At 73.5% G+C, this 22,902-nt stretch carries 27 protein-coding genes and 1 pseudogene; 14 read left to right on the top strand and 14 right to left on the bottom strand.

The window, feature by feature from the left end:
• Window positions 1-144: 144 nt before the first annotated feature.
• On the bottom strand, window positions 145-1,134 hold the full coding sequence (locus HLB15_RS15375) for an NADP-dependent oxidoreductase (RefSeq protein ID WP_212759928.1): 990 nt from the start codon (window positions 1,132-1,134) through the stop codon (window positions 145-147).
• 59 nt (window positions 1,135-1,193) lie between these two features.
• Here HLB15_RS15375 and HLB15_RS15370 point away from each other — a divergent pair, with 59 nt between their 5' ends.
• The 5 genes from HLB15_RS15370 (at window position 1,194) to HLB15_RS15350 (ending at window position 5,343) form a co-directional block, all read left to right on the top strand.
• Window positions 1,194-1,763 carry a TetR/AcrR family transcriptional regulator gene (locus tag HLB15_RS15370; RefSeq protein WP_171106639.1) on the top strand — a complete coding sequence of 190 codons (570 nt, stop codon included), beginning with the start codon at window positions 1,194-1,196 and terminating at the stop codon, window positions 1,761-1,763.
• Between the two features lie 51 nt (window positions 1,764-1,814).
• A complete protein-coding gene (locus tag HLB15_RS15365) occupies window positions 1,815-2,381 on the top strand; it encodes a TetR/AcrR family transcriptional regulator (RefSeq protein WP_229785758.1) in 567 nt (188 codons plus the stop codon).
• Window positions 2,378-3,172, top strand: coding sequence for an ABC transporter ATP-binding protein (locus HLB15_RS15360; RefSeq protein WP_171106638.1), 795 nt, complete (start codon window positions 2,378-2,380; stop codon window positions 3,170-3,172). The genes HLB15_RS15365 and HLB15_RS15360 overlap by 4 nt, the downstream gene beginning before the upstream one ends.
• Window positions 3,169-3,960: an ABC transporter permease gene (locus tag HLB15_RS15355; protein ID WP_171106637.1), complete on the top strand. Its 792-nt coding sequence runs from the start codon at window positions 3,169-3,171 to the stop codon at window positions 3,958-3,960. Before HLB15_RS15360 ends, HLB15_RS15355 begins: the two co-directional genes overlap by 4 nt.
• A 111-nt stretch (window positions 3,961-4,071) precedes the next feature.
• The gene (locus HLB15_RS15350) at window positions 4,072-5,343 is read left to right on the top strand and encodes a glycosyltransferase (protein ID WP_171106636.1); all 1,272 of its coding nucleotides are present in this window, start codon (window positions 4,072-4,074) and stop codon (window positions 5,341-5,343) included.
• A 4-nt stretch (window positions 5,344-5,347) separates the two neighbouring features.
• Here HLB15_RS15350 and HLB15_RS15345 read toward each other — a convergent pair whose 3' ends face one another.
• On the bottom strand, window positions 5,348-5,767 hold the full coding sequence (locus HLB15_RS15345; RefSeq protein ID WP_171106635.1) for a MerR family transcriptional regulator: 420 nt from the start codon (window positions 5,765-5,767) through the stop codon (window positions 5,348-5,350).
• A gap of 69 nt (window positions 5,768-5,836) precedes the next feature.
• On the opposite strand from HLB15_RS15345, the gene HLB15_RS15340 reads away from it, so the two are divergent.
• The 4 genes from HLB15_RS15340 (at window position 5,837) to HLB15_RS15325 (ending at window position 7,868) form a co-directional block, all read left to right on the top strand.
• Window positions 5,837-6,586 (top strand): SDR family NAD(P)-dependent oxidoreductase, encoded by a 750-nt coding sequence (locus HLB15_RS15340; protein ID WP_171106634.1) that lies wholly within the window; start codon window positions 5,837-5,839, stop codon window positions 6,584-6,586.
• A gap of 99 nt (window positions 6,587-6,685) precedes the next feature.
• Entirely contained in the window at window positions 6,686-7,195 is a 510-nt protein-coding gene (locus HLB15_RS15335; protein ID WP_171106633.1) for a TetR/AcrR family transcriptional regulator, read from the top strand.
• On the top strand, window positions 7,192-7,542 hold the full coding sequence (locus HLB15_RS15330) for a DMT family transporter (RefSeq protein ID WP_171106632.1): 351 nt from the start codon (window positions 7,192-7,194) through the stop codon (window positions 7,540-7,542). The genes HLB15_RS15335 and HLB15_RS15330 overlap by 4 nt, the downstream gene beginning before the upstream one ends.
• On the top strand, window positions 7,539-7,868 hold the full coding sequence (locus HLB15_RS15325; RefSeq protein WP_171106631.1) for a DMT family transporter: 330 nt from the start codon (window positions 7,539-7,541) through the stop codon (window positions 7,866-7,868). Before HLB15_RS15330 ends, HLB15_RS15325 begins: the two co-directional genes overlap by 4 nt.
• 76 nt (window positions 7,869-7,944) lie before the next feature.
• On the opposite strand, the gene HLB15_RS15320 is transcribed toward HLB15_RS15325, so the two are convergent.
• From HLB15_RS15320 to HLB15_RS15290, 7 genes are all read right to left on the bottom strand, one after another.
• On the bottom strand, window positions 7,945-8,325 hold the full coding sequence (locus HLB15_RS15320; RefSeq protein ID WP_229785757.1) for an alpha/beta fold hydrolase: 381 nt from the start codon (window positions 8,323-8,325) through the stop codon (window positions 7,945-7,947).
• A 17-nt stretch (window positions 8,326-8,342) separates the two neighbouring features.
• Window positions 8,343-8,795, bottom strand: a complete 453-nt coding sequence (locus HLB15_RS15315) for a DoxX family protein (RefSeq protein WP_171106630.1) — start codon at window positions 8,793-8,795, stop codon at window positions 8,343-8,345.
• An 80-nt stretch (window positions 8,796-8,875) separates the two neighbouring features.
• Entirely contained in the window at window positions 8,876-9,712 is an 837-nt protein-coding gene (locus HLB15_RS15310) for an ABC transporter permease (protein ID WP_171106629.1), read from the bottom strand.
• Complete coding sequence (locus HLB15_RS15305; RefSeq protein ID WP_171106628.1) at window positions 9,709-10,674, bottom strand: efflux ABC transporter ATPase subunit, DrrA-related; 966 nt, start codon at window positions 10,672-10,674, stop codon at window positions 9,709-9,711. Before HLB15_RS15305 ends, HLB15_RS15310 begins: the two co-directional genes overlap by 4 nt.
• Window positions 10,675-10,779: 105 nt before the next feature.
• Entirely contained in the window at window positions 10,780-11,373 is a 594-nt protein-coding gene (locus HLB15_RS15300; protein WP_171106627.1) for a PadR family transcriptional regulator, read from the bottom strand.
• A gap of 199 nt (window positions 11,374-11,572) precedes the next feature.
• Complete coding sequence (locus HLB15_RS15295; protein ID WP_171106626.1) at window positions 11,573-14,314, bottom strand: helix-turn-helix transcriptional regulator; 2,742 nt, start codon at window positions 14,312-14,314, stop codon at window positions 11,573-11,575.
• The gene (locus tag HLB15_RS15290; protein WP_171106625.1) at window positions 14,205-14,990 is read right to left on the bottom strand and encodes a sigma factor; all 786 of its coding nucleotides are present in this window, start codon (window positions 14,988-14,990) and stop codon (window positions 14,205-14,207) included. The genes HLB15_RS15295 and HLB15_RS15290 overlap by 110 nt, the downstream gene beginning before the upstream one ends.
• Before the next feature lie 257 nt (window positions 14,991-15,247).
• Here HLB15_RS15290 and HLB15_RS15285 point away from each other — a divergent pair, with 257 nt between their 5' ends.
• The 3 genes from HLB15_RS15285 to HLB15_RS15275 are packed head-to-tail and all read left to right on the top strand — an operon-like array spanning window position 15,248 to window position 17,903.
• A complete protein-coding gene (locus HLB15_RS15285; RefSeq protein WP_229785756.1) occupies window positions 15,248-16,114 on the top strand; it encodes an alpha/beta fold hydrolase in 867 nt (288 codons plus the stop codon).
• A 55-nt stretch (window positions 16,115-16,169) separates the two neighbouring features.
• Entirely contained in the window at window positions 16,170-17,120 is a 951-nt protein-coding gene (locus HLB15_RS15280) for an alpha/beta hydrolase (RefSeq protein ID WP_171106624.1), read from the top strand.
• 39 nt (window positions 17,121-17,159) lie between these two features.
• Window positions 17,160-17,903, top strand: a complete 744-nt coding sequence (locus HLB15_RS15275) for an alpha/beta fold hydrolase (RefSeq protein ID WP_212759926.1) — start codon at window positions 17,160-17,162, stop codon at window positions 17,901-17,903.
• A 58-nt stretch (window positions 17,904-17,961) separates the two neighbouring features.
• Here the strand turns inward: HLB15_RS15275 and HLB15_RS15270 are convergent, their stop codons facing one another.
• Entirely contained in the window at window positions 17,962-18,876 is a 915-nt protein-coding gene (locus tag HLB15_RS15270) for an AraC family transcriptional regulator (protein ID WP_171106623.1), read from the bottom strand.
• A 127-nt stretch (window positions 18,877-19,003) separates the two neighbouring features.
• Here HLB15_RS15270 and HLB15_RS15265 point away from each other — a divergent pair, with 127 nt between their 5' ends.
• A complete protein-coding gene (locus HLB15_RS15265; RefSeq protein WP_229785755.1) occupies window positions 19,004-19,996 on the top strand; it encodes an SDR family NAD(P)-dependent oxidoreductase in 993 nt (330 codons plus the stop codon).
• Between the two features lie 4 nt (window positions 19,997-20,000).
• Here HLB15_RS15265 and HLB15_RS15260 read toward each other — a convergent pair whose 3' ends face one another.
• The 3 genes from HLB15_RS15260 to HLB15_RS15250 form a co-directional block, all read right to left on the bottom strand.
• Window positions 20,001-20,930, bottom strand: a complete 930-nt coding sequence (locus HLB15_RS15260) for a zinc-binding dehydrogenase (RefSeq protein ID WP_212759925.1) — start codon at window positions 20,928-20,930, stop codon at window positions 20,001-20,003.
• A 189-nt stretch (window positions 20,931-21,119) separates the two neighbouring features.
• Complete coding sequence (locus tag HLB15_RS15255) at window positions 21,120-21,626, bottom strand: DUF421 domain-containing protein (RefSeq protein WP_171106621.1); 507 nt, start codon at window positions 21,624-21,626, stop codon at window positions 21,120-21,122.
• Window positions 21,627-21,709: 83 nt separating this feature from the next.
• Window positions 21,710-22,111, bottom strand: coding sequence for a four-helix bundle copper-binding protein (locus HLB15_RS15250; protein ID WP_171106620.1), 402 nt, complete (start codon window positions 22,109-22,111; stop codon window positions 21,710-21,712).
• Between the two features lie 206 nt (window positions 22,112-22,317).
• Between HLB15_RS15250 and HLB15_RS15245 the strand changes: the two genes are divergently transcribed.
• Window positions 22,318-22,596, top strand: a complete 279-nt coding sequence (locus HLB15_RS15245; protein ID WP_171106619.1) for a hypothetical protein — start codon at window positions 22,318-22,320, stop codon at window positions 22,594-22,596.
• Between the two features lie 179 nt (window positions 22,597-22,775).
• Here the strand turns inward: HLB15_RS15245 and HLB15_RS25050 are convergent.
• Window positions 22,776-22,902 (bottom strand): annotated as a pseudogene (locus HLB15_RS25050) (IS3-like element ISRhosp1 family transposase); the annotation flags it as partial.

Here is a 22,902-nt window from a genome sequence, read left to right as displayed (position 1 = left end):
GCGCGATCAGCAAGTACAACGCCCGCGGCCCCGCGATCGACCACAAGACCTACCCGATACAGGTAACTCTCACGACCGACCGCGAGATCTTGACACCAACCTCAACGCCCTAACTTCCCGGCATTGCGACTAGCCCGGCGCGCGCTACAGCTCGACGACCACCTTGCCGCGCACGTGGCGCCCGGCCTGGAGCGCGGCGGCCTCCCGGATCTCCTCGATCGGGAAGGTCGCCGCGACGGGCACGCGGACCTGCCCGTCGGCCACGCGCCGCGCGAGCTCCTCGAGCGTCTCGGCGGTGGTGCTCGCGCCGTTCGCGGCCGTCACGCCGTCGATCCGTGCCGCGATGGTGCTGATGCGGGCGTCCTCGACACCGAGCTCGCGCGCCGCGTGCACGGTCTCGGTGCCGTGCAGGTCCATGGCGGCGGTGACGCGGTCGGGCGCGAGCGCCCTGACCCGGTCGACGAGGCCGTCGCCGTAGGTGACGGGTTCGGCCCCGAGCTCGCGCAGGAAGTCGGCCGACGCCGCTGAGCCCGTGCCGATCACGCGCGCTCCGGCGAGCCGGGCGAGCTGGACCGCGAAGACGCCGACACCGCCGCCGGCGCCCCCGACGAGCACGGTGTCGCCGGGGCCCGGGTCGACGGCCGCGACGGCGGCGGCAGCCGTCCGGCCCGCGATGGTGAGGGCTGCGGCGGTACGGTCGTCGACGCCGTCGGGCGTGTGGTGGATCTCGTCCGCCGCCGTGCTGCCCGTGGCGTCCACGACGACGTGGTCCGCGACGGACCGGGACAGCGCGCCCCCGAACACCCGGTCGCCGGGCGCGAAGCCGCTCACGCCGTCGCCCACCTCCTCGACGACCCCCGCGTAGTCGGTGCCGAAGCCGACCGGGAGGGTCAGGCCGAACCGGGCGGCGGTCTCGGCGTCGGCGGTCATGATCCAGTCCATGGGGTTGAGACCGGCCGCCGTGACCCGCACGCGGACCTGCCCCGGCCCCACCGGGGGGACGGGGACCTCGCGGACCTCGAGGGTCTCGGGTCCGCCGAACGCGTCGAGCCGGGCCGCCCGGCTCGTCGGCTGATCGCCCTGCTGCTGCATGTGCTTCTCCCCTCGCACGGGGCGGGCACGGCCCGCCCTCATGAAACGGACTATGCTCCGTTTCCATGGACGACCGTAACACAAACGGAGCGTGATCCGTTTTGCCGGAGGCACAGACCCGCTCACCCCGCGCCGACGCGGCTCGCAACCGCGACCAGCTCCTCGCGGTCGCGACCCGCGTCTTCGCGACGTCGGACGCCGAGCCGTCGATGCGCGCGATCGCCCGCGAGGCCGGCGTCGGCATCGCCACGCTGTACCGCCACTTCCCCACGCGCGAGTCCCTGGTCGACGCGGTCTACACCGACCAGGTCGAGCGCCTGACGACGGGCGCGCGCGAGCTCCTCGAGGCGCACCCGCCCGCCGCGGCGCTCCGGCACTGGATGGACGCGTTCGGCGACTGGGTCGCGACCAAGAACGGCATGCTCGACACGCTCCTCGCGATGGTCGACTCGGGTCAGATCGCGCACGCCCGGACGCGCGAGGAGCTGCTGACCGCGATCACCGCGCTGCTGGAGGCGGGGCGCGCCGCGGGCGACCTCCGACCGGACGTCACGGCGGACGACGTCGCCGCGGCGATCGTCGGCGTGTTCACGGTCGCCCCGCGGCCGGCCCAGGCGGAGCGGGCCGGCCGGCTGCTGGACCTGCTGCTCGACGGGCTGCGGGCACGCTGAGGCGGCCGCCCTCCCCCCCCCCCCGCCAATGTTAGTCACTAACATGTGAGGGTGGTCACTCCTCGCGCCCTACGCACCCGCGCCCGCATCCTCGACGTGGCGCTCGACCTGTTCGAGCGTCACGGGTATGCCGCCACGACCGTCGACCAGATCGCCGCGGCGGCAGGCATCACGCCCATGACGTTCTTCCGGCACTTCCCGACCAAGGACGCGGTGCTGGTCACCGACCCGTACGACCCGCTCATCGCGGAGTCCGTGGCCGCGCAGCCGGAGGCCCTGCGACCCGTGGAGCGCGTGCGGCGCGGCCTGCTCGCCGCGCTCGGCGAGATCTCCGCGGCCGAGGACGCGACGGCACGGCGGCGGGTGGCGCTGGTCGCGACGTCCCCGGCGCTGCGCGCCGCCGTCGTCGCGGGCACCGAGGAGACCCAGGCGGCGATCGTCGAGCGGCTGGTGACGGGCGGGTGCCCCCGGCTGGACGCCGCCGTGGCCGCCTCCGCCTGCCTGGCCGCCACCACCACCGCGCTCCTGGCCTGGGGCAGCGAGCCCGAGGACGTCACGCTGGCCGAGCTCGTCCGTCGCGCCCTGGACCAGCTGGCACCCGTCGGGAGCGCGTCGTGACCGCGCCGGCGCTCGTGCTCGACGGCGTCACGCACGCCTTCGGCGACCGAGTAGCGCTCGACGGGTTCACCCTGACGGTCGCGCCCGGTCAGGTCACGGCGCTCGTCGGGCTCAACGGCGCCGGCAAGACGACGGCGCTGCGCGCGCTCACCGGTCGGCTCCGGCCCGGCGGCGGGACGGTCCGCGTGCTCGGCCACGAGCCGTCGCGGCTGCCGCCCGCGGTCGCCGCTCGGTTCGGCCACGTCGTCGGTGCCCCTCTCGTCCAGCCGGAGCTGACCGTCGTGGAGAACCTGTGGTGCGCCGCGCTGCTCCACGGGCTGCGGCGCCGGCGCGCCGCGGAGGCGGCGCACGACACGGCGGAGAGGCTCGGCCTCGCGCCCTGGTGCGACGCACGTGCCCGCGCCCTCTCAGCGGGCAACCACCAGCGCCTCGGCATCGCGTGCGCGACGCTGCACCGGCCCGCCGCGCTCGTGCTCGACGAGCCCACGAGCGCCCTGGATCCCCAGGGCGTCGTCGTGGTCCGCGGGCTCGTCCGCGACCTCGCCGCCGAGGGCACGGCCGTCCTGGTGTCGAGCCACCACCTGGACGAGGTGGCCCGCGTCGCCGGTGAGGTCGTGGTGCTCCACGCGGGGCGCGACGTCGGGCGTCTGGAGCCGGGCGGCGACGGCACGACCGACGGCACGACCGGCGGCACGAGCATCGAGCAGCGGTTCTTCGCCATGGTGCTCGAGGCCGACACGTCGAGCGGCACGGGTGACCGTCCGGGTACCCGGACCGGGGGGCCGGCATGAGCGCCGCCGCGCTCGCCGCCGCGCTGCGGATCGAGGGGCTGCGGCTGCGGCGCTCGCCGGTCGCGGTCCTGGCCGCCGTGCTCCTGACGGCGCTGGTCCCGTCGGCGAGCGTCGGCGCCGTCGCCCTCGCACGCTCCCCGCACGCGGCGGCCCCGACCGCGGCGAAGCTCGCGCCGTACGCGGCGGGCGACCTGGCCGCGACGCACCTGACCGTCTGCGCCCAGGTGCTCGGTGTGGCCGCACTGGTCGCGGGCGGGTTCGTCGTCGCATCGGTGTTCGGGCGCGAGCTCGAGACCGGGACGGCGGGCGCGCTCTTCGCCCTCGCGACACCGCGCGCCGCGATCGCCCTCGCCCGGTGCGTCGTGGTGGTCCTCTGGCTGGCCGCGTGCGTGGTGCTCACGGTCCTGCTCACGGTCGCCGTCTCGGCGGTCGTCGCGACGGGAGGTGGGTCGGGTGCGTCCGGCGCGTGGCGCGAGGCGGGCCGCGCCGTCGTCTCCGGGCTACTCGGGGTGGGGCTCGCACTGCCGTTCGGCGCCGTCGCGACGGTGACGCGCAGCCGGCTGGCGACCGTCGGCGCGCTGCTCGGCGTCGTCGCGCTGACGCAGGTCGTGGTCCTGCTGGGCGGCGGGGCGTGGTTCCCGTACGCCGCACCGTCGCTGTGGGCGGGGCTGGGCGGGCCCGCCGCGGCCGCCGCGGTCGGCGTGCCGCACCTGCTCCTGAGCGCCACGGTCGGCCCTGCCGCCGTCGTGGTGGTCGTGGCTGCGTGGCACCGCCTGACGGACGTGTGACGCAGGTGTAGTGTCACCGGCAGGTGTGCCGGGAAGTCTGGTCGGCGGCGTCGCCGCCCCGTCCCCGGGCGGCCGTCGGACTCGACGACGACCTCGCTGCGAGGAGCGCACGTGCACACCCTGATCCTGTCGTTCGGCACGCGCGGCGACATCCAGCCGTACGCCGCCCTCGCCGGCGCGCTCGCCCGCGCGGGCCACGACGTCACGCTCGCCGTCCCGGAGGGCTTCGCCGACCTCGTCCCCCACGACGGACCGGGAAGGGTCACCCACCGCCCCGCCGGGAACGAGATGCTGCGCCTCCTGAGAGAGGTCATGCCGCGGCTGCGCGGCGGCAGGGACGCGCTCACGACGCTCGGCATCATGCGGTCGGCGATGCGCGAGCTGCTCGCGGAGTGCCGGGACGCCGCCCGCGAGGCGCGGCCGGACGTCGTCGTGCACCACCCCAAGACCCTCGCGGGCCCGCACGTGGCCGAGGCGCTCGGCGTGCCGTCGGTCCTCTCGCTGCCGCTGCCGTACTTCACGCCCACCGCCGCCCACCCGCTGCCGTTCTTCGGCGTGGCCTCGTTCGGCCCGTGGGGCAACCGTGCCACCTACGCGTTCACGCGGGCCGCCGGGGTGATGTACGGGCGCATGATCGACGACCTGCGGCGCGAGGTGGGGCTGGGCCGCTCCCGGCGGCTCGCCGACCCCACGCGGGACCCGGACGGCAGCGCCGCCCACGTGCTGTACCCGTACAGCAGGCACGTGCTGCCCGTCCCGGCCGACTACCCGGACACCGCCCACGTCACCGGGTACTGGTTCCTCGACGGCCGTCCCGACGGCGGCGCCGGGGAGGCGCCCGTGACGCTGCGCGACTTCCTCGCGGCCGGCGATCCCCCGGTGTACGTCGGGTTCGGGTCGATGGGTTTCGGCAGGGGCGCCGACGAGCGCCGCGCCGCCGTCCTGGCCGCCGTGCGGGCGCACCGGGTGCGCGCCGTCGTGGCCACCGGCTGGGGCGGGATCGCACCCGGCCCGTCCGCCGACGACGACGTCCTGGTCATCGAGGGTGCGCCGCACGACTGGCTGTTCGAGCGCGTGCGGGCGGTCGTGCACCACGGCGGCGCGGGCTCCACCGCGGCGGGTCTGCGGGCCGGCCGCCCCACGCTCGTCGTCCCGTTCCTCGGCGACCAGCCGTTCTGGGGCGGCCGCGTGCATGCCATCGGCGCGGGACCGAGGCCGCTGCCCGCCGCGCGGCTCACCCGGGACCTCACCGACCGCCTCGGCGACCTGCTCGGCACGCCCTCCTACGCGACACGGACCGCCGCGACGGGCGCCGCGATCCGCGCCGAGGACGGGCTCGGTGAGGCGGTGTCCGTGCTGGAACGCATCGTGGCGCGAGCGTGACCGGTCAGGGCTTCGGCACCGCTACCCGCACCACCTCGCGCCACGGCGGCCCGCTACCACCCTGCTCGAGCCGCGCGCGGTAGCGGTCGATCTTCTCGTCCATGAGCGCGAGGCGGCGGCGCGTGAGCTCGAGGTCGTCGGCCAGCCGCTGCCGGTGCTCGACCAGCACGGCCAGCCGCTCGGCGTCGGGCGCACCGGCGCGGGCCAGCTGCGCGTACTCGGCGATCCGGGCCACGGGCATGTCGGCCTCGCGCAGGAGGGCGACCTTCTCGAGCCAGTCGACGTCGTCGGCGTCGTAGGTGCGCCGCCCCAGACCGTCGCGCTCGATCGCGCCGAGGAAGAACCCCTCGTCCTCGTACAGACGGATGGTGTGGACACTGAGCCCCGTGCGCCGCGACACCTCGCCGATCCCGATGCGTTCCACACCCACAACGGTAGCCCTGCGGGGGCGGCCTTGTGCTCGACCGCGGTCGAGCACCTAGCGTCCCGAGCCATGACGACCAACACCAGCAGGTTCATCGGAAAGACCGTCCTCGTCACCGGGGCGTCGAGCGGGATCGGGCTGGCGGGCGCCGAGCGGCTGCTCGCCGAGGGCGCGACCGTCATCGGTACGGGCCGCTCGCCCGAGCACCTCGACCACGCGCGCGCCGTGCTCGGCGAGCGGGCGCACCTCGTGCGCGCCGACCTCGCCACGGCCGACGGCATCGCCGCGGTGACCGACGCCGCCCGCGCGCACGGGCCGCTCGACGGCCTCTGGCTGAACGCGGGCTACGCCATGATCACCGGGCTGGACGTCGACGGCGCGACGTTCGACGCCGCGATGGCGGCGAACGTCCGCGCCCCGTTCCTGCTCATGACCGCGCTGCAGGACGACGTGCGCGACGGCGGGGCGGTCCTGGTCACCGGCTCGGCGTCCGCCTACGAGGCGCAGGCCGCCCTGCCCCTGTACGCGGCGACCAAGGCCGCGGTCGGTACCGCGTCCCGTAACTGGGCGGCGGCGCTCGCGCCCCGTGGCATCCGGGTGAACACGCTCGTGCCCGGACCGATCACCTCGCGCCTGCGCGACGCGATCCCCGACGGCCAGCGCGACGCGTTCGAGGAGGAGCTCGCCACCAAGGTGCTGCTGGGCCGTGTCGGAGACCCCGCCGAGGCCGCGGCGGCCGCCGCGTTCCTGCTGTCGCCGGACGCGTCGTACGTGACGGGGGCGGAGCTGGTGGTGGACGGGGGCCTGGTGCTCCGCTGAGCGGCCGGGCGGGGCCGGGCGGGGCCGGGCGGTCACGCCCGGTGCCGCCGGCCCTGACCGAGGCAGCACGACCTACCATACGTACGGTAGGTTCGGTCCATGGCTACCCGGTCCGAGATCCTCGACGCGGCGCTGGACGTCCTGCGTCGGGGCGACATGCTCACCCTCGACGCGGTCGCGCGCGCCGCGGGGCTCACGAAGCCGGGCGTCGTCCACCACTTCGCCACGAAGGAGGTGCTGGCGCTCAGCGTGCTCGATCATCTGCTCGACCAGTGGGAGCGAGAGCTGCGGGCGAGGGCCGGTGCCGACGGCACACCGCGAGACCTGCTGCGCGCCTACGTCGAACACACGCTCCTCGGCAAGATGGATGCGGCAGACCTCGCGGTGCTGGCTGACCCGAAGCTGCGCGACACGCTCTCCGCGCGGTGGACGGAGCGCATGAACGCCTGGTTCGGTGGTTCGCGCGACCCGAGGCTCGCCGTCGCACGCCTGGTCGCGGACGGGGCGTGGATCGACCGCTGCCTCGGCCTGCTCGAGCTCGACGAGTCCGAGCGGGCGGCCACCCTGGCGCTCGTCACGTCGCTGATCGACCAGGCAGGGGAATCGTGATGAAGTGGTTCTTCCTCGTCGCGGCGATCACGCTCGAGGTGACCGGATCACTGTCGCTGAAGGCCGCGCTGGACGCTCCCGCCCTCTACCTGCTCGTCGCGGTCGGATACCTCGGGTCGTTCCTCGCCCTCTTCCTCTCGCTGCGCAGCGGGATGGGTCTCGGCGTCGCCTACGGCATCTGGGGAGCGAGCGGCGTCGCGCTCACCGCCGTCATGTCGCTCGTCGTGTTCGGTGAGCCGATCACCCCGCTCATGGGACTGGGGATCGTGCTCGTCATGGGCGGCGTGCTGCTCATCGAGCTCGGGTCCCAGGCAGCGCAGAAGAACGGTAGGGAGGCCCAGGGATGACCGCCCTCGCCCTCTCCAGCCTCGTCCTGGCGATCGCGGGCGAGGTCGCCGGCACGGTCTCGCTCCGCATGGCGAGCGCGGGCCGGAAGGCATGGTGGGTCGGTGTCGGCGGGGGCTACGTCCTCGCGTTCACCATGCTCTCCGTCGCCCTCGCCGAAGGTCTCGCCCTCGGGGTCGCCTACGGCATCTGGACCGCCACCGGGGTCGTCGCCATCGCCGTCCTCAGCCGGATCCTCTTCCAGGAGCCCCTGACCCGGATCATGGGGCTCGGTATCGCTCTCGTGGTCAGCGGCGTCCTGCTCATCGAGCTCGGGGCGGTGCACTGACGGATCCGCCGGACCCCGGTGGGCCGGCCCGATCGGAAGGGGCTGGCCCTACCGACGGCGGACCGTGCGCGGTTTCTCAGCGGTCTTCCCGCGACACCTCGTCCCCGACCGCGTAGGGCACCTCCCACACGGCGATCGTGTCGATGGCTGACCCGGCCGCGGCGGCCTCCAGCGCCAGCGCACCTCCGGAGGACGCCCCGAACACGTGTGCCGAGCCGCCGGCCTCCGCGATCGACGCATCCAGGTCCTCGATCTCCCTCTCCGCGGCGTAGGGCTCGGTGAAGCCGCTCGCCCCGCGTCCCCGACGGGCATAGTTGTAGACCGTGAAGTGCTCGGCGAGAGCAGGCACCAGGGACGCGTTCTCGGCTCCGTCGTCCAGTGCGCCGCCCACCAGGACGACAGCCGGGCCGCTTCCCTGCCGGTCGTCGGCGATGGTGGTGCCGTCGTCCGATGTCACGCGACACGGCATCTCGTTCATCCCACAGCTCCGTTCGAGAGGGTGGCCCGCCGCCTGAGCAGCGTGCCGACGACGGCCACGGTGCGCGACCACCGCGCCCTTGCGATCACGGCCGCCACGACGAGAAGGGCGAGCGCCGGCCAAGGGCTCTGATCGAGCACGAATTGATCCGTGATGACAGCGCCGGTCAGCAATACCGCCAACCCGAGACTGGCCAGGCCCGCCAGAGCCGGGATCAGAAGTCCCACCCCTCCCGAGACCTCCAGCGCTCCGACCAGGTACCGGAGCCACTGGCCGGCCCCGATGTCGGCGAACATGTCCACCATGACCGGGTCGCCGGCGAGCTTCGAGATTCCACCGCCGGCGATGATCGCCGCGAGCGCGACTCGCAGGATCCAGACCCCGACGCTGATCGCCCGCCCGGGCGTGTGCGCAACGGTCTCCGAGCTGTTCCCGGGAAGCGTGCTCATTCGACTCTCCTTGCCGTGTCCGGGCCGGGGCGTTGGCCGAGTGGGCCGGGTTGTCGGCGCTGATCTCGACCACGTGGCATCTACTTCTTGTCGCGGTAGAGGACCATGGTGAGGGGGCCGAAGACCGCGACGAGAAGCACGGACGAGACGAGCACCCAGCCGATCTCCCCGGCGGGCACCGAGCCGTCCATCAGGCCGCGCACCACGGTCACCAGGTGGGTGATCGGGTTGACCTCGACGACCGCCTGCATCCATCCGGGCATCGTCCTCGGGTCCACGAAGATGTTGCTCACGAACGTCAGCGGGAACATCACCATCATGCTGACCCCCGCCACCGAGTTCGGCGTGCGCAGGATCAGGCTGAGCATCGTCCACAGCCACGACAGGCAGAACGAGAACACCAGCAGCAGCGCGACCGAGAGCACCACGCCGACGACGCCACCCTCCGGCCGGAACCCTAGGACCAGTCCGAGCACGATCACGACCGCTGACCCGATCGAGTAGCGCACCGCATCGCCGAGCAGTGCGCCGACCAGCGGCGACGGTCGCCACACGGGAAGTGACCTGAACCGGTCGAACACCCCGTTCTGGATGTCGGTGTTCAGCGTGATGCCGGTGTTCATGGTGATCATGACGTTCGCCTGCACCAGGATGCCGGGCAGCAGGAACTGCAGGTACTCCTGCGTCGACCCGGCGAGCGCGCCACCGAACAGGTAGGTGAACATCAACGTGAACATGATCGGGAACATGGTCACGTCGACGAGCTGCTCGGGCACGTGCTTGATCTTCAGGAGGGCGCGCCGGCCGAATGTCAACGAGGTGCTCACCGGACCGGGTCGGGGCGGGCGCTCACCGGCCGACAGCACACTGCGCAGCGCGACCGGCGCCGACGCCTGCTCCGTGGACGTGGCATTCATGCGGCATCCTCCTTGGGTGTCTCCTCGGCGGCGTGTCCGGTCAGGGCGAGGAACACCTCGTCCAGGCTCGGCTGACCGAGCGCGAACTCGGTGACGTCGATGCCGCTGCGGGACAGCTCGGCCAGGGAACGGGCGACTCGCTCGGGGTCGGAGACCCGCGCGGACAGCGCGGCCGGGTCAGCGGACGGCTCGACCGACACCTCGAGGACACCGGCGAGGACCCGCTCCGCCTCGGCCCGCTGCTCGGGCGCACGTAGCCGTACGTGCAGCGAGCCGGCGCCGACCGATGCCTTGAGCTGACCGCTCGAGCCCTCGGCGACCACCTTCCCGTGGTCGATCACCGCTATCCGGTCGGCCAGCTGGTCGGCCTCGTCGAGGTACTGCGTGGTCAGCAACACGGTGGTGCCCTCGGCGACCATGCCCCTGACGATCTCCCAGACCTGGTTCCTGCTGCGCGGGTCGAGCCCGGTCGTGGGCTCGTCGAGGAAGATCAGCTCGGGGGTGACGACCAGACTCGCCGCGATGTCGATGCGCCGGCGCATCCCGCCGGAGTACTTCTTCACCTGCCGGTCGGCCGCCTCGGCAAGACCGAACGCGTCGAGCAGGTCGGCCGCTCGCCGCCTGGCCCGCGGGCGCGAGTAGCCGAGCAGCCTGGCGAGCAGCACAAGGTTCTCCACCCCGGTGAGGTCCTCGTCGACCGACGCGAACTGCCCGGTGAGGCCCACCCTGCTCCGCACCGCCCGGGCGTCACGCACGACGTCGTAGCCGAGCACGTGCGCCTCCCCGGCGTCGGGGTGCAGGAGCGTGGCCAGCATACGGATCGTGGTGGTCTTGCCCGCCCCGTTCGGGCCGAGCACGCCGTACACGACCCCGGCGCTCACGGCCAGATCCACACCGGCGACCGCGGGGGTCGTGCCGAAACTCTTCGTCAACCCTCTCGTCTCGATCGCGAGCTTTCCCATGGGTCCGACACCTTCTCCCGGTGTTGCGAACGGATTGGTCGAGCACTACTCAAATTTGAATACATGACCAAGGTACGCCAGGGAGGAGCGGCTAGTCAAGATTGATTAGAAGCGCATCCCGAGGGGGTCGTGGACCGTTCGCCACGAGCCCGGATCGTCGGCCATGGTGTAGGCGCCCTCGGACAGTCGTCTGCTCAGGCTCTTCGCCCACTCCAGCTCGACGCGTGCGTGTCCGGCCCACAGCTCGGCCTGATCGCGGACGTGTTCGGGGATGTCGGGCTCCGGGTTCTCCCAGCCCTTGGCCTGTCCGACGAGCTCCGCTTCCAGGCGCGCGACCCGCTCGTTCACGTGCGCGATGGCATCCGCCCTGGTCAGCATGGGCAGCATGGTGATGGCCGCGTCGAGCATGGTGGGGTCATGCGTGCGCCGCAGACCGTCGCGGACCAGTTCGACGATCTCGTCACGTCCCCGGGCCGTCGCGCGGTACAAGACGCGCTCCGGCCCGGAGCTGCCCGGCTCGGCGTGCTCGGTGAGGAGGCCGTCGGCCGCCGCCTTCTTCAGTGCGTGATAGATCGAGCCGGGCTTGATCTTGGCCCACGTCTCCGCACCCCAGCTCTGCAGCTCGGACCGCACTTGGTAGCCGTGCGCGCCGCCGGAGAGGTGCACGACACCGAGTACCAGCAGCCTCGTCGCCGACATACGCCCACCTCCGCTCGACCTGCTCGGACTCGCTCCGCTTTCGCGCCCGCCAGGGCCGCTCCCACCAAGATTAGGGTGCCCGACCGAGCTCGGGGACACCCACCACCGTCGCGACCCCGCACCGACCGCCGTCGACGCGTCAGTTGCGAGCCTCAACCCGACCCCGGGGCGAGACGGTTCGTCCCCACGAGCGGCACACCTACTTCTCGCCCGGCAGCACCTTCCACAGCTCGGTGCGGGAGCGGACGCCGAGCTTGGTGAACACCTTCCGCAGGTGCCACTCGGCGGTGTGCGAGCTGATGAAGAGCCGTGCTCCGATCTCGCGGTTGGTGAGCCCGTCGCGCGCCAGCCGTGCGACGTTGCGCTCCTGGTCCGTGAGCTCGGGGACCGCGGCCGACCCGCGCGGCCGGAGCTTCTCCCCCGTCGCGGCCAGCTCCGCGCGAGCGCGGTCGCCGTACCCCTGCATCCCGCACTCCGCGAACACGGACTCGGCGGCACGCAGCTGCACGCGCGCGTCGACGCGGCGGCCCTGCCTGCGCAGCATCTCGCCGTACAGGAGCTGGCTCCGCGCCCGGAGGATCGGCACGCGGATCTGCTCGAAGCCGGAGATCGCGCGCAGGTACTGGGTCTCGGGGTCGGCGGCACCGTGCAGGGCCCGGACGAGCGCCATGAGCGCCGTGGCCCACGGGCTGTCGCCCACCGGCTCGACCACCGTGCGCAGGCGCTCGACCGCCTCCGTGCAGGTCTCCTGGTCGCCGACGTGCGCGGCCGCCTCGACGACCTCGAGCATCGTCCGCATGGCGTGACCGAGCTCGTGGACGTACGGCATCTCCTCGCGCGCCGAGGCCAGCGCTTCCTCGTACCGGCCCGCACCGTTGTAGACGACCGCCTCGGCCATGTTGGCGACGGTCAGGGCGTAGCCCTCGCCCCGGGCGTAGGCGTCGGCACGCAGCTGCGGCGCCCTGCTCTCGACCTCGTCGACGTGACCCCGGTAGGCGGCGAGGAAGATCCGCCCGTACAACGGCAGCGGGTGGCCGGTCACGGAGAGGATCGTGTCGATGTCGTCGCAGATCGCCTCGGCGCCGTCGAGCCGTCCGTCGAACGTACGGGCGACCATCAGCAGGTTGAGCGCCATGGGCAGCACCGTCAGCACGCCACCGTCCCGGGCGAGCCGGACCTGCCGCTCGGCGAGCATCCTGAGACCGTCGGCGTCCCAGATGTCCTGCGCCGCCCGTCCCGCGAACCACATCCAGGCCAGAGCACGGTGGTCGGACGGCGACACGCTCTCGAAGGCCGTGATCGCACGGCGCACCGTGGGCAGCGCGAGCGACGGCCCGCCCAGGGCGAGCTGCGCCTGGCCGCGGAGGATCAGGTCCGGAGCGCTCTCGGCCGTGCCGTCGGCCGTCGACGACATGATCGCCTCCGCGATCTCCTGCACGGCTCCCGGCTCGCCCAGCCGGCCGGCGTAGACCGCAGCGGACAGCGCCTGCATGTACGTGTCCCGCGCGAGTGCCGCGTCGTGCGGCTCGAGCGCCTGCGCGGCGGCGAGCAGCCGCCGCGGGGCGCTCCGGTCACGCCGGAGCGCGTACTCGCACCGGGCCCGCAGCCGGGCCAGGAGCGCGGCATGCAGCGGGCCGAGCACGTCGTCGCGCGTCTCGTCGAGCAGCCGCAGGGCGTCGTCCGGCGCCCCCGCGTCCAGCGTCGACTCCGCGGCGGCGACCAGCCGGTCCACGCGGGTGGCGGGGTCCGGGGTGAGGTGGGCCGCCCGGGTGAGAAAGGCGGCGGTGGCCGCGACACCCCCGCGGGCACGGGCGCGCTCGGCCGACTCCACGAGGTCGGCCGCGACCTGCTCGGTGGGCTCGATCGTCGCGTTCGCGCGGTGCCAGGCGCGGCGGTCCGGGTCCCGCTCGGCGTAGGTCGCCTCCGCGAGGGCCGCGTGCACGGCGCGCCGCTCGGGCGGGGAGGCCGACCGGTAGACCGCGGAACGGATGAGCGGATGCCGGAACCGGATCCTGCCGGAGACGACGAGGGCGTCCGTCTGCTGCGCCACCTCCACGTCCTCCGGCTCGAGGCCCAGGCGCGCGCTCGCCCGCCACAGCAGGCCGGGGTCGCCGGTGGGATCCGCGGCGGCGAGCAGCAGCAGAGTCCGGGTCTGCGCCGAGAGGTCCTCCAGACCTGCCAGCAGGCTGCGTTCGATGCGGCGCTCGAGCGACACCGAGCCCGCGAGCGCGTACCCGCCGGCCAGGTCCGACCCGACGGACCGCGGTAGCTCGCGCAGGGCGAGCGGGTTGCCGCGGCACTCGACGAGCAGCTGGTCGAGCACCCGCCCGTCCATCGCGCCGGGCAGCGCCCGGCCCAGCAGCGCCCTCGCGTCGCCGTCGGCCAGGCCGGTCACGGCGAGCTGCGGCAGGTCGGCGAACCGGTCGTCCGGGCTGCGCATCGCCAGCACCATCGCGACCCGCTCGGTCGAGAGCCGGCGCGCCACCGAGGCGACGGCGCTCGCCGAGGCCTCGTCCAGCCACTGTGCGTCGTCGACGACGCACAGCAGCGCACCGTCGCCCGCCGTCCGCGTCAGCAGGTCGCGGACACCGAGGCCGAGGTGGAGCGGGTTGGGCGGTTCCGCGGCGCGCACGCCGAAGGCGGACTCGACGGCCTCGCGCCGCGGGCCGGGCAGCTCGACGGACGGCGTCAGCAGGTGTCCGCACAGGAGCTGGAGCGAGGCGAACGTCAGCTCGACCTCGCTCTCGGACGCGACCATGCGTTCGACGCGGACGTCGGGCGGAGCGCCGGCCACCACCTCGTCCAGCAGCGCTGTCTTGCCGATCCCCGCCTCACCCGTCAGGACGACGGTCCCGCCGCTGCCGGCGCGCGCGCGAGCGACCAGGTGCTGCAGCCGGGTCAGCTCCTCGGCCCGGCCCAGGAGACGGCGGGACGGTGGCACCGTCCCAGCGTATCCCCGCGCCGTCGCGTACCCGAGGGCGAACTTCGGCCACGAGCAGTCGTTCCAGGACGTCGAGCTCGCCGGCACGGCTCGCCGCGAGGAGCGCCACGGCAAGGCGACGCCCGGCCCACGGGTCCACGTCCGTCCGCTCGACACCGCTCGCGAGGCGCGCCCGCGCGCGGCTGACGAGCTGGCGCGCGTTCACCGAGCTGGTCCGCAGCAACCGCGACACGTCGGCGTAGGGGTAGTCGAACAGACCCCGCAGCACGTACGCGGCCAGCTCCGCCGGGGTGAGCCGCCGCAGGAGCACGGCGACGGCCTGCGCGACGGCGCGCGACCGCTCGGTCCGCTCGAAGGGGTCCGCCACGACTGCCCGCGATCCGCCGCGCGTCGCGCCGGACGGCGCGTCGGCAGGCTCGTCGGTCGGGATCTCGTGCCTGCGGGGTGCGGACCGGACGACGTTGATCGCCAGGCGAGTGGCTGTCGTGGTGAGGAACGCCTCGGGGTTGCGGATGCCGGCCTTGTCGGTGCGCTGCCACCGCAGCCATGCCTCCTGCACCACGTCCTCCGCGGACGAGAGGTCACCGCGGGTGACGCGACAGGCGATGCGGAACAGGCGCGGGCGCTGGGAGAGGAAGAACGAGACCGTCTCGTCCGCCTCGGTCGGTGCGTCCATGGCGACTCCTTCGGTAGGCGACGGCCGCCGACGGGGCGACGGATCCACCGTTCGCCCGCGCTCCTCCTCGTCGCGCCACGGGATCACGTGGTTGCGCCCCTGGTCCCGCCCGTGGTCCCGCGTGCTTGCCGCGTGGGCTCCCCCGTGGGCCGCTGGTCGGCGTCACGCCGCGGTGCGGCACCCGGTCGATCGGTGCGACGGCGTCCGCCGCCCCGTGGCCCATCGGTCCGCGACCCATCTCGCCCTGGAGGCTTCTCATGACCACGTCAAGACATCCCGTACCCCGCCTGCACCGGTGGTACGCCCGTCGCCGAGCCGCCGTCACGATGCTGACCGGCCTGCTGGCCCTCGGGTCGCTCGCCGCGATCCCCGGCGCCGCGGCACGCCCCGGCCACGACGGCCACGATCCCCGGCCCACGATCGTCCTGGTCCACGGGGCCTGGGCCGACGCGTCGAGCTGGGCCGGCGTGGTGCGACGCCTCCAGGCCGAGGGCTACCCGGTGGTGGCCCCCGCCAACCCGCTGCGGTCCCTCGCCTCGGACTCCGCCTACCTCGCGACGTTCCTCGAGACCGTCGACGGACCCACCGTCCTCGTGGGCCACTCCTACGGGGCAGCCGTCGCCACGAACGCCGCCGTCGGCAACCCGGACGTCCGCGCACTGGTGTTCGTCAACGGCTCGGTACCCGCACGAGGCGAGACCGTCGCCGAGCTCGCCGGCCCCGACTCCGCGCTGTCGGTTCCCGACCCGACGACGATCTTCGACTTCGCCCCCTCCACGCTGCCCCCGGAACCCGGGACCGACGTCTACCTCAAGCCGTCGACGTTCCTGCGCTCGTTCGCCACCGGACTCCGGAACGCGGACGCCGAGGTCCTGTCTGCCACCCAGCGGCCGATCACGTTCGGTGCGCTCAACGAGCCGTCCGCCGAACCCGCCTGGCGCTCCGTCCCGAGCTGGTACCTGGTCGGCACCAAGGACCGGGTCATCCCGCGCAGCGCCCAGGAGGCCATGGCCCGCAAGGCCGGGTCCTCCGTCACCCGGTACGACGCCGGCCACCTCGGCCCGGTCACCCACCCGGCCCAGGTCGCCCGGGTCATCACGGCGGCCGTCCGCGCGACGCGCTGAACCGGTCCACCGCCCCGCAGCCATGCACCGTCATCCTGCCCAGAGAGGAAGAACCATGAACAACCACCACCTCGAGCCCGAGGCGCAGGCGATCGCCGACGCCACGGCCAACCCGCCGTACCTCTACGAGCTGACCCCGGAGGCGGCACGCAAGGTCCTGGACGACCTGCAGGACCTGCCCGTCCCGCGACCCGAGGCCGAGGAGGAGTGGGTCCTGGTCCCGGCCGGCGTCGGTGACGTCCGGGTCCGGGTCGTCCGGCCGGTCGGGAGCACGGGTCCCCTGCCCGCCGTGCTCTACATGCACGGCGGCGGCTGGGTGCTCGGCAACGCCGGCACGCACGACCGGCTGGTGCGCGACCTCGCCACGGGTGCCGACGTCGCCGTCGTCTTCGTCGAGTACGACCGGTCACCCGAGGCGCGCTACCCGGTCGCGATCGAACAGGGCTACGCCGCCGCCCGGTGGATCGTGGCCCACAGCGCCGAGCACGGCATCGACCCGACCCGCCTCGCGGTCGCCGGTGACTCGGTGGGCGGCAACATGGCGGCCGCGCTGACGATCCTCGCCAAGCAGCGGGGTGACGTCTCGTTCGTGCACCAGTCGCTGTACTACCCGGTGACCGACGCCGCCCAGGACACCGCCAGCTACGCCGAGTTCGCCGACGGGCCGTTCCTCCTGGCCAGGTCGATGGCGTGGTTCTGGGACGCCTACCTGCCAGACGTGTCCCGGCGCGCGGAGATCACGGCGTCGCCCCTGCGCGCCACCCTCGACGACCTCGCGGGGCTGCCGGAGGCGTTCGTGGTCGTGGACGAGAACGACGTCCTGCGCGACGAGGGCGAGGCGTACGCGCGCCGCCTCGCCGAGGCAGGCGTCCGGACGACGTCGGTCCGCTACAACGGCACGCTCCACGACTTCATGATGCTCAACCCGCTGCGGCCGTCCGCCGCCACGAGCGGAGCCGTCGCCCAGGCCGTCGCGGTCCTCCGCACGGCCCTCCACGGCCGCTGAGCGGCCCTCACCACCCCACAGACAGCAAGGAGAACTCCCATGAACATCCCCGTCCAGGAACCGACGGTCGTGCTCGTGCACGGCGCATTCGCCGAGTCGGCGAGCTGGGACGGCGTCATCGCCCGGCTGCAGGAGCTCGGCGTCGAGGCCGTCGCCGTCGCCAACCCGCTGCGGAGCGTGACGGGTGACGCGGCGTACGTCCGCGACGTCGTCGCAGGCCTCGGCCGCCCCGTCCTGCTCGTCGGCCACTCCTACGGCGGCATCGTCATCACCGAGGCGGCGGCAGACAACCCCGCGGTGCTCGGTCTCGTCTACGTCTCCGCGTTCGCACCCGACCACGGCGAGAGCGCGCTCGAGCTCTCGACCCGTCAGCCGGGCAGCACGCTGGGCGACGCGCTCACGGCCTACCCGGTGTCCACCGGCGGCAACGAGCTGGCCATCCGCCTCGACAGGTTCGGCGAGCAGTTCGCTGCCGACGTCTCCGAGTCCCTCGCCGGCACCATGGGCCGCACCCAGCGGCCCGTGACCGAGCGGGCCCTCGCCGAGGGCCTGCCGACCCGGGCACCGGCCTGGCGCACGCTGCCGTCGTGGTTCGTGTTCGGCGACCAGGACCGCAACATCCCGCCTGCGGAGCTGCGAGCCGAGGCACGGCGGGCGGGCGCGCGCACGATCAACGAGGTCGCGGGCGCGTCCCACGCGATCACCGTCTCCCGGCCGTCCGAGGTCGCCGGCACCGTGCTCGAGGCGCTCCGGGAGCTGCGGAACGAAGGCGCCGCTGCCTGACCGGCGGAGGCGTCCACCACGCCCCGGGCGGGGCCGTCATCCGGTAACCCGCCCGGGGTCACCGCGGTCCGGCGCCCCGGCGGTAGGCGCTCGGCGAGACCCCGACGACGCGGGTGAACGCGACGCTCAGCGCGCTCTCGGACCCGTACCCCACCGCCCGCGCGACGCTCGCGAGCGGCGCAGACCCCTCGCGCAACCGCCGGGCGGCGAGCTCGATGCGCCACCGCGTGAGGTAGTCCAGTGGTCCCGTGCCCACCGCTGTCCTGAACCGGGCCGCGAGCGTGGAGCGCGAGACCGACGCCCGCTCCGCGAGCTCGGCCACGGTCCAGGGGTGCGCGGGAGCCGTGTGCATCTGGGCGAGGGCGACCGCGACGACCGGGTCGGTCAGGCCCCTGAGCCACCCCGAGGCGGCAGTGGGGTCATGGGCAAGATGCACGCGCAGCACGTGGACGAGCATGACCGTGGCGAGGTGTCCCGCCACGACGCCGGAGGCCATCGGCCGGTCGGTGAGCTCGGCCTCGATCTCCGCGAGCGCCCACCCCACCGTCTCGGCGCCCCGGGTGCCCGCCGGGACGTGGACGACGGGCGGCAGCCCGTCGAGCAGGAGCCGACGGGCCCGCTCCGCGAAGGTGAACCCGCCGCCGAGCATGAGCAGGTCGTCCCCGTCGCCGACCCGCGCGATCCCGGCATCCGCCCGGGCGAACACCGGTCCCGCGTCGGCCGGGACGACGCCCGGTCCGCTGCGCAGCACGAACGGTACGGGCCGCGTGAGGAGGTAGCAGTCCCCTGCCGCCAGCTCGATCGGCTGTCCGCCGCCCTCGACCTCCAGCACGCACGAGCCCCGTCGGACGGCGTTGAACTTGATGCCGTCCGGGGCGTCGAACCGCAGCGCCCAGTCACCTCCTGCGGCGAGCCGGGCGGACAGGTGGCCACGGGCCTCGAGCAGGGTCAGCACATCTTCCAGAGGATCCACCGCTCTCCCGCCTCACTCTACGCGGATCTGGACGATTTCTAAAGGATCTCGGCCTGATAACCGTAGATCGTCCAGCACCCTCACCCTAGCCTGGTCCGTGTCCCGCCGATCGAGAAGAGAGCACGACATGGCAAACATGGCACCCGACGACATCCGACGCGTGATCACCCCGTTCACCCGCGACTCCACCGCGGCGGAGGTGCTCGAGGGCATCGACCTTCACGGACGGCGCGCCCTGGTCACCGGAGGCGCCTCGGGCCTGGGCGCCGAGACGGTGCGCGCGCTGGCGTCGGCCGGCGCGGACGTCACGATCGCCACGCGACGACCTCGAGCGGCCGACACGCTCCTCGGGGAGCTGGCGACCGCCGGCGTCCCCGGCCACGTGCGCGTCGCTCCGCTCGACCTGGCCGACCTGTCCTCCGTCCGGCGCTTCGTCGCGTCCTGGGACGGACCGCTCGACGCGCTCGTCGCCAACGCGGGCATCCTCGCCCTGCCCGAGCGCATCCTCACACCGTACGGGTGGGAGCTGCAGCAGGCGACCAACTACCTCGGGCACTTCGCACTGGCCACCGGCCTGCACCCGGCTCTGCGGGACGCCGGCGACGCGCGGGTCGTCGTCGTGAGCTCCGGCGCCCACCTCACCGCGCCCGTCGACCTGGACGACCCCGGCTACGCGCACCAGGCCTACGACCCCTGGGTGGCGTACGGCAGGTCCAAGTCCGCGGGCATCCTGTTCACCGTCGGAGCCCGCCGCTGGGCCACTGACGGCATCACCGCCACCTCGGCCAACCCCGGCTACATCCTGACCGGCCTGCAGCGCCACGTGGACGACGACACCCTGCGTGCCCTCGGCGTCATGGACGACGACGGCACCCTGACACCGCTGCCGTACTACAAGACGCCCGCGCAGGGGGCCGCAACCTCCGTGCTGCTGGCCGCCTCGCCGCTCGTGACGGGCGTGACGGGCCGTTACTTCGAGGACAACCAGGAGGCGACGACCGTCCGGGACGACGACCTCAGGGCGGGCGACGTCTCCGGTGGCGTGGCCGAGCACGCGCTCGACCCGGACACCGCGGACCGCCTGTGGGAGCGCGCGACCCTCGTCCTCGGCGACGCGTGACGCCTCAGTGGTCGAGCGCCGGTCGCAGGACGAGACGCACGCCTGCCGCGTCCCCGGCCTCGAGCCGGGCGTGCGCCTGTGCCGTGCGTGACAGCGGGAGCTCCTCGACCCGGCGCGGTGTGAGGGCACCCTCGGCCACGAGCTGGTTGACCTGCTCGGCGGCCGCGGCAAGTTCCTCCGACGTCGCGTTGCTGATGGCAAGTCCCTCGATCCGTCCGTCCCGGGTGTAGAGCGGGCCGACCGGCAGGCGCGGGCGGGCGGACAGCCCGGCGAGGAGCACGATCCGCCCCCGCGGCGCCAGGAGATCGACGGCGAGGTCGAGGTCGTGCCGGCCCGAGGTGTCCAGGTGGACGTCCACGCCGTGTGGTGCGGCGGCGTGCAGGCGCTCCGCGTGACGCGGGTCCCGGTAGTCGACGGCCACGGCCGCCCCGAGCGCGCGGCACGCGTCGAGGTCCGCGGCGGCGGCCGTGGCGACGACGCGCGCACCGGCCCGCGCCGCGAGCACCACCGCGACCCGCCCCACGTTGCCCGCCGCACCGGCGACGAGGACCGTCTCCCCCGCCCGGACGCGGCCGTGGACCACCAGGGCGAGGTACGCCGTCGCCGCAGGGTGCACGACCGAGACGAGGGCGACAGGGTCCGCGCCCGGCGGCGCGTGGTAGAGCCGGTCCGCCGGAACGGCAGCGAGCTCGGCGGCCGCCCCCTGGCGCCCATCGTGGCCCAGGCTGTTCGTCCAGACCCGGTCGCCCGCGCGGAAGCCGGTGACCTCCGCCCCGCACTCCACGACGCGGCCGACGACGTCGCGCCCGACCACGAAGGGGAACGGGACCGGCGTCCGGTAGGCACCGGACCGGACGAAGGTGTCCACCGCGTCGACGGCCGCCGCCTCGACCGCGACCAGCACGTCGGACGGACCGGGGCGGGGATCCGGCAACGACCCGTACCGGATGGTGTCAGCGGGACCGAGTCGCCGGACGTAGGCAGCCTTCATCGTTCCTGTTCCCTCAGGGGCTCGCCGATCCAGCCCTCTGCCACCACTGACCGGGTAGAGGCTCCAGGTGTGACAGTGCCGGCAGTCGGCCGTCAGACGCGGGCAACGACCCGGCCGGCCCAGGCGGGCACGTCAGCGGTCGCCCGGTTCCAGGCATGTCCCGTCGCCCACGTTGCCCGTCGTGATGACGCTCAGCGTGCCGTCCGTCTCCAGGACGATCCGTGCGACCTGATCGAACCCGCCTACACCGGCAGAGCGCACCGCCTGCCGGACTTCCGCCGTCGTGAGGCGCTGACCCAGGGTCGCGCGTTCGTCCAGGACGCCGTCCCGCAGCAGCGTCACCGGGCGGGCGGTCACCACCGTCCGGTCGGGACCGAGGTGCGCAGTGCTCCAGGAGACGGCCAGCTGCAGCAGGACCAGGACGAGGAAGGCCGCGACGCCCTCTGACCACGACACGTCCGCGCTGAGCAGGATCGTGGCCAAGGTCGAGCCCAACGCTACGGTCACGACCAGGTCGAAGGCGTTCAGCTTGGCCAGGGTCCGCTTCCCGGAGAGCCGGAGCACCGCCACCAGCGAGACGTACGCAGCAGCCCCCACGGTCAGAACCCGCAGCACGTCACTCCAGGTGTCGAACCACACGACTGCACCTCCTCTCGGCCGACCCCAGCCGACTCGACCGCCCGTCCGTGCCGGCCCGCTCGCCTCCGATGCGCTGGGCGCACTCAGCTCATGGTCGCCGCCAGGGCACCGCAGGCCGCTTCACACGCGCGGCAGGCCTCCGCGCACACCCGGCAGTGCTCGTGCATGCTCGCATGCCGCTCGCACTCGTCCGCGCACGCCCGGCACGCTGCAATGCAGGCCTCCAGCACCGCACGGCTGAGGTTCGCGTCGTAGCCGGTGTGCCGCGAGAGCACCCGGGCGGTCGCGTCACAGACGTCGGCGCAGTCCAGGTCCGTTCGGACGCACTTGCGCAGGTCGGCCACCGAGTCCTCGCTCAGGCACGCGTCGGCGCACGCCGTGCACGCCTGCGCACAGGCCACGATCGCCTCGACGGCGTCCGCCAGCAGACCGCGGTCCAGGTTCATCGTCGCGGGATAGGCCTGCAGCATCTCGTTCGTTCGCATCGCGGTCCTCGATCCATGTCCGGTGGTCTGCCTGATGCCGACGCAGCCGCTCGGGCTGCGCCGGTGACTCGACGCTAGGAAGAGCCACGACCACTCGCATCCAGAACCTGCGACCTTCGCGCCCTGACGTCCGGCCGGAGGCAGGACCGAGGTTTCACCCCTCCTCGATGGTGCCGAGACGCACCTGCGCTGACACGCTGGGAGGCATGAATGATCAGTCGCAGATCCGCCGGTACACCGTGAGCCTCGACGTTCAGTACAGCGACCGACCGGAGTCTGCGGCATCCGTTTCCGAGCGGGTCTCGATGGTCGACGGCGTCGCCGTCACGTTCGAAGATGCACACCTCATGGCGCTCAACCAGATCATCGGATCAGCCCTCAACTCGCACCTGCACGAGCTCGGCACGGTTGGTTACTCGATGTTCGTCTCCCCTGGCTCCCTGAGCCCCGACGTCGACACGGTGAGCGCGACCGACGACCGGTAGGCGATCGAGGTCGGCGCACGCCGGCTCTGGCCCGGTTCCAGGTCAGCCGATGATCGGCGCACTCTCCGGGAGCCGGTACAGGCGTCGCCGGGCACGCAGCGCCAGCGCGCTGCCGAGCGTGACGGGCCCCAGGCGGCCGATGAAGGGCCTTGACCCCGGTTCGTGGACACGGGGTTGGATTACGCCGCGGTGGTGAGCGTAGTGCTGGTCGTGTTCTTCTCGTAGTCGACGGGGCTGGTGTAGCCGCACCAGGAGTGTCGGCGGCGGTTGTTGTAACGAAGGATCCAGCGGAACACCTCGCGCCGG

Origin of the sequence: Promicromonospora citrea, from assembly GCF_013004695.1 — a bacterium.
GTDB classification, from domain to species: Bacteria; Actinomycetota; Actinomycetes; order Actinomycetales; family Cellulomonadaceae; genus Promicromonospora; species Promicromonospora citrea.
This window is presented reverse-complemented; position numbering and strand designations above follow the sequence as displayed.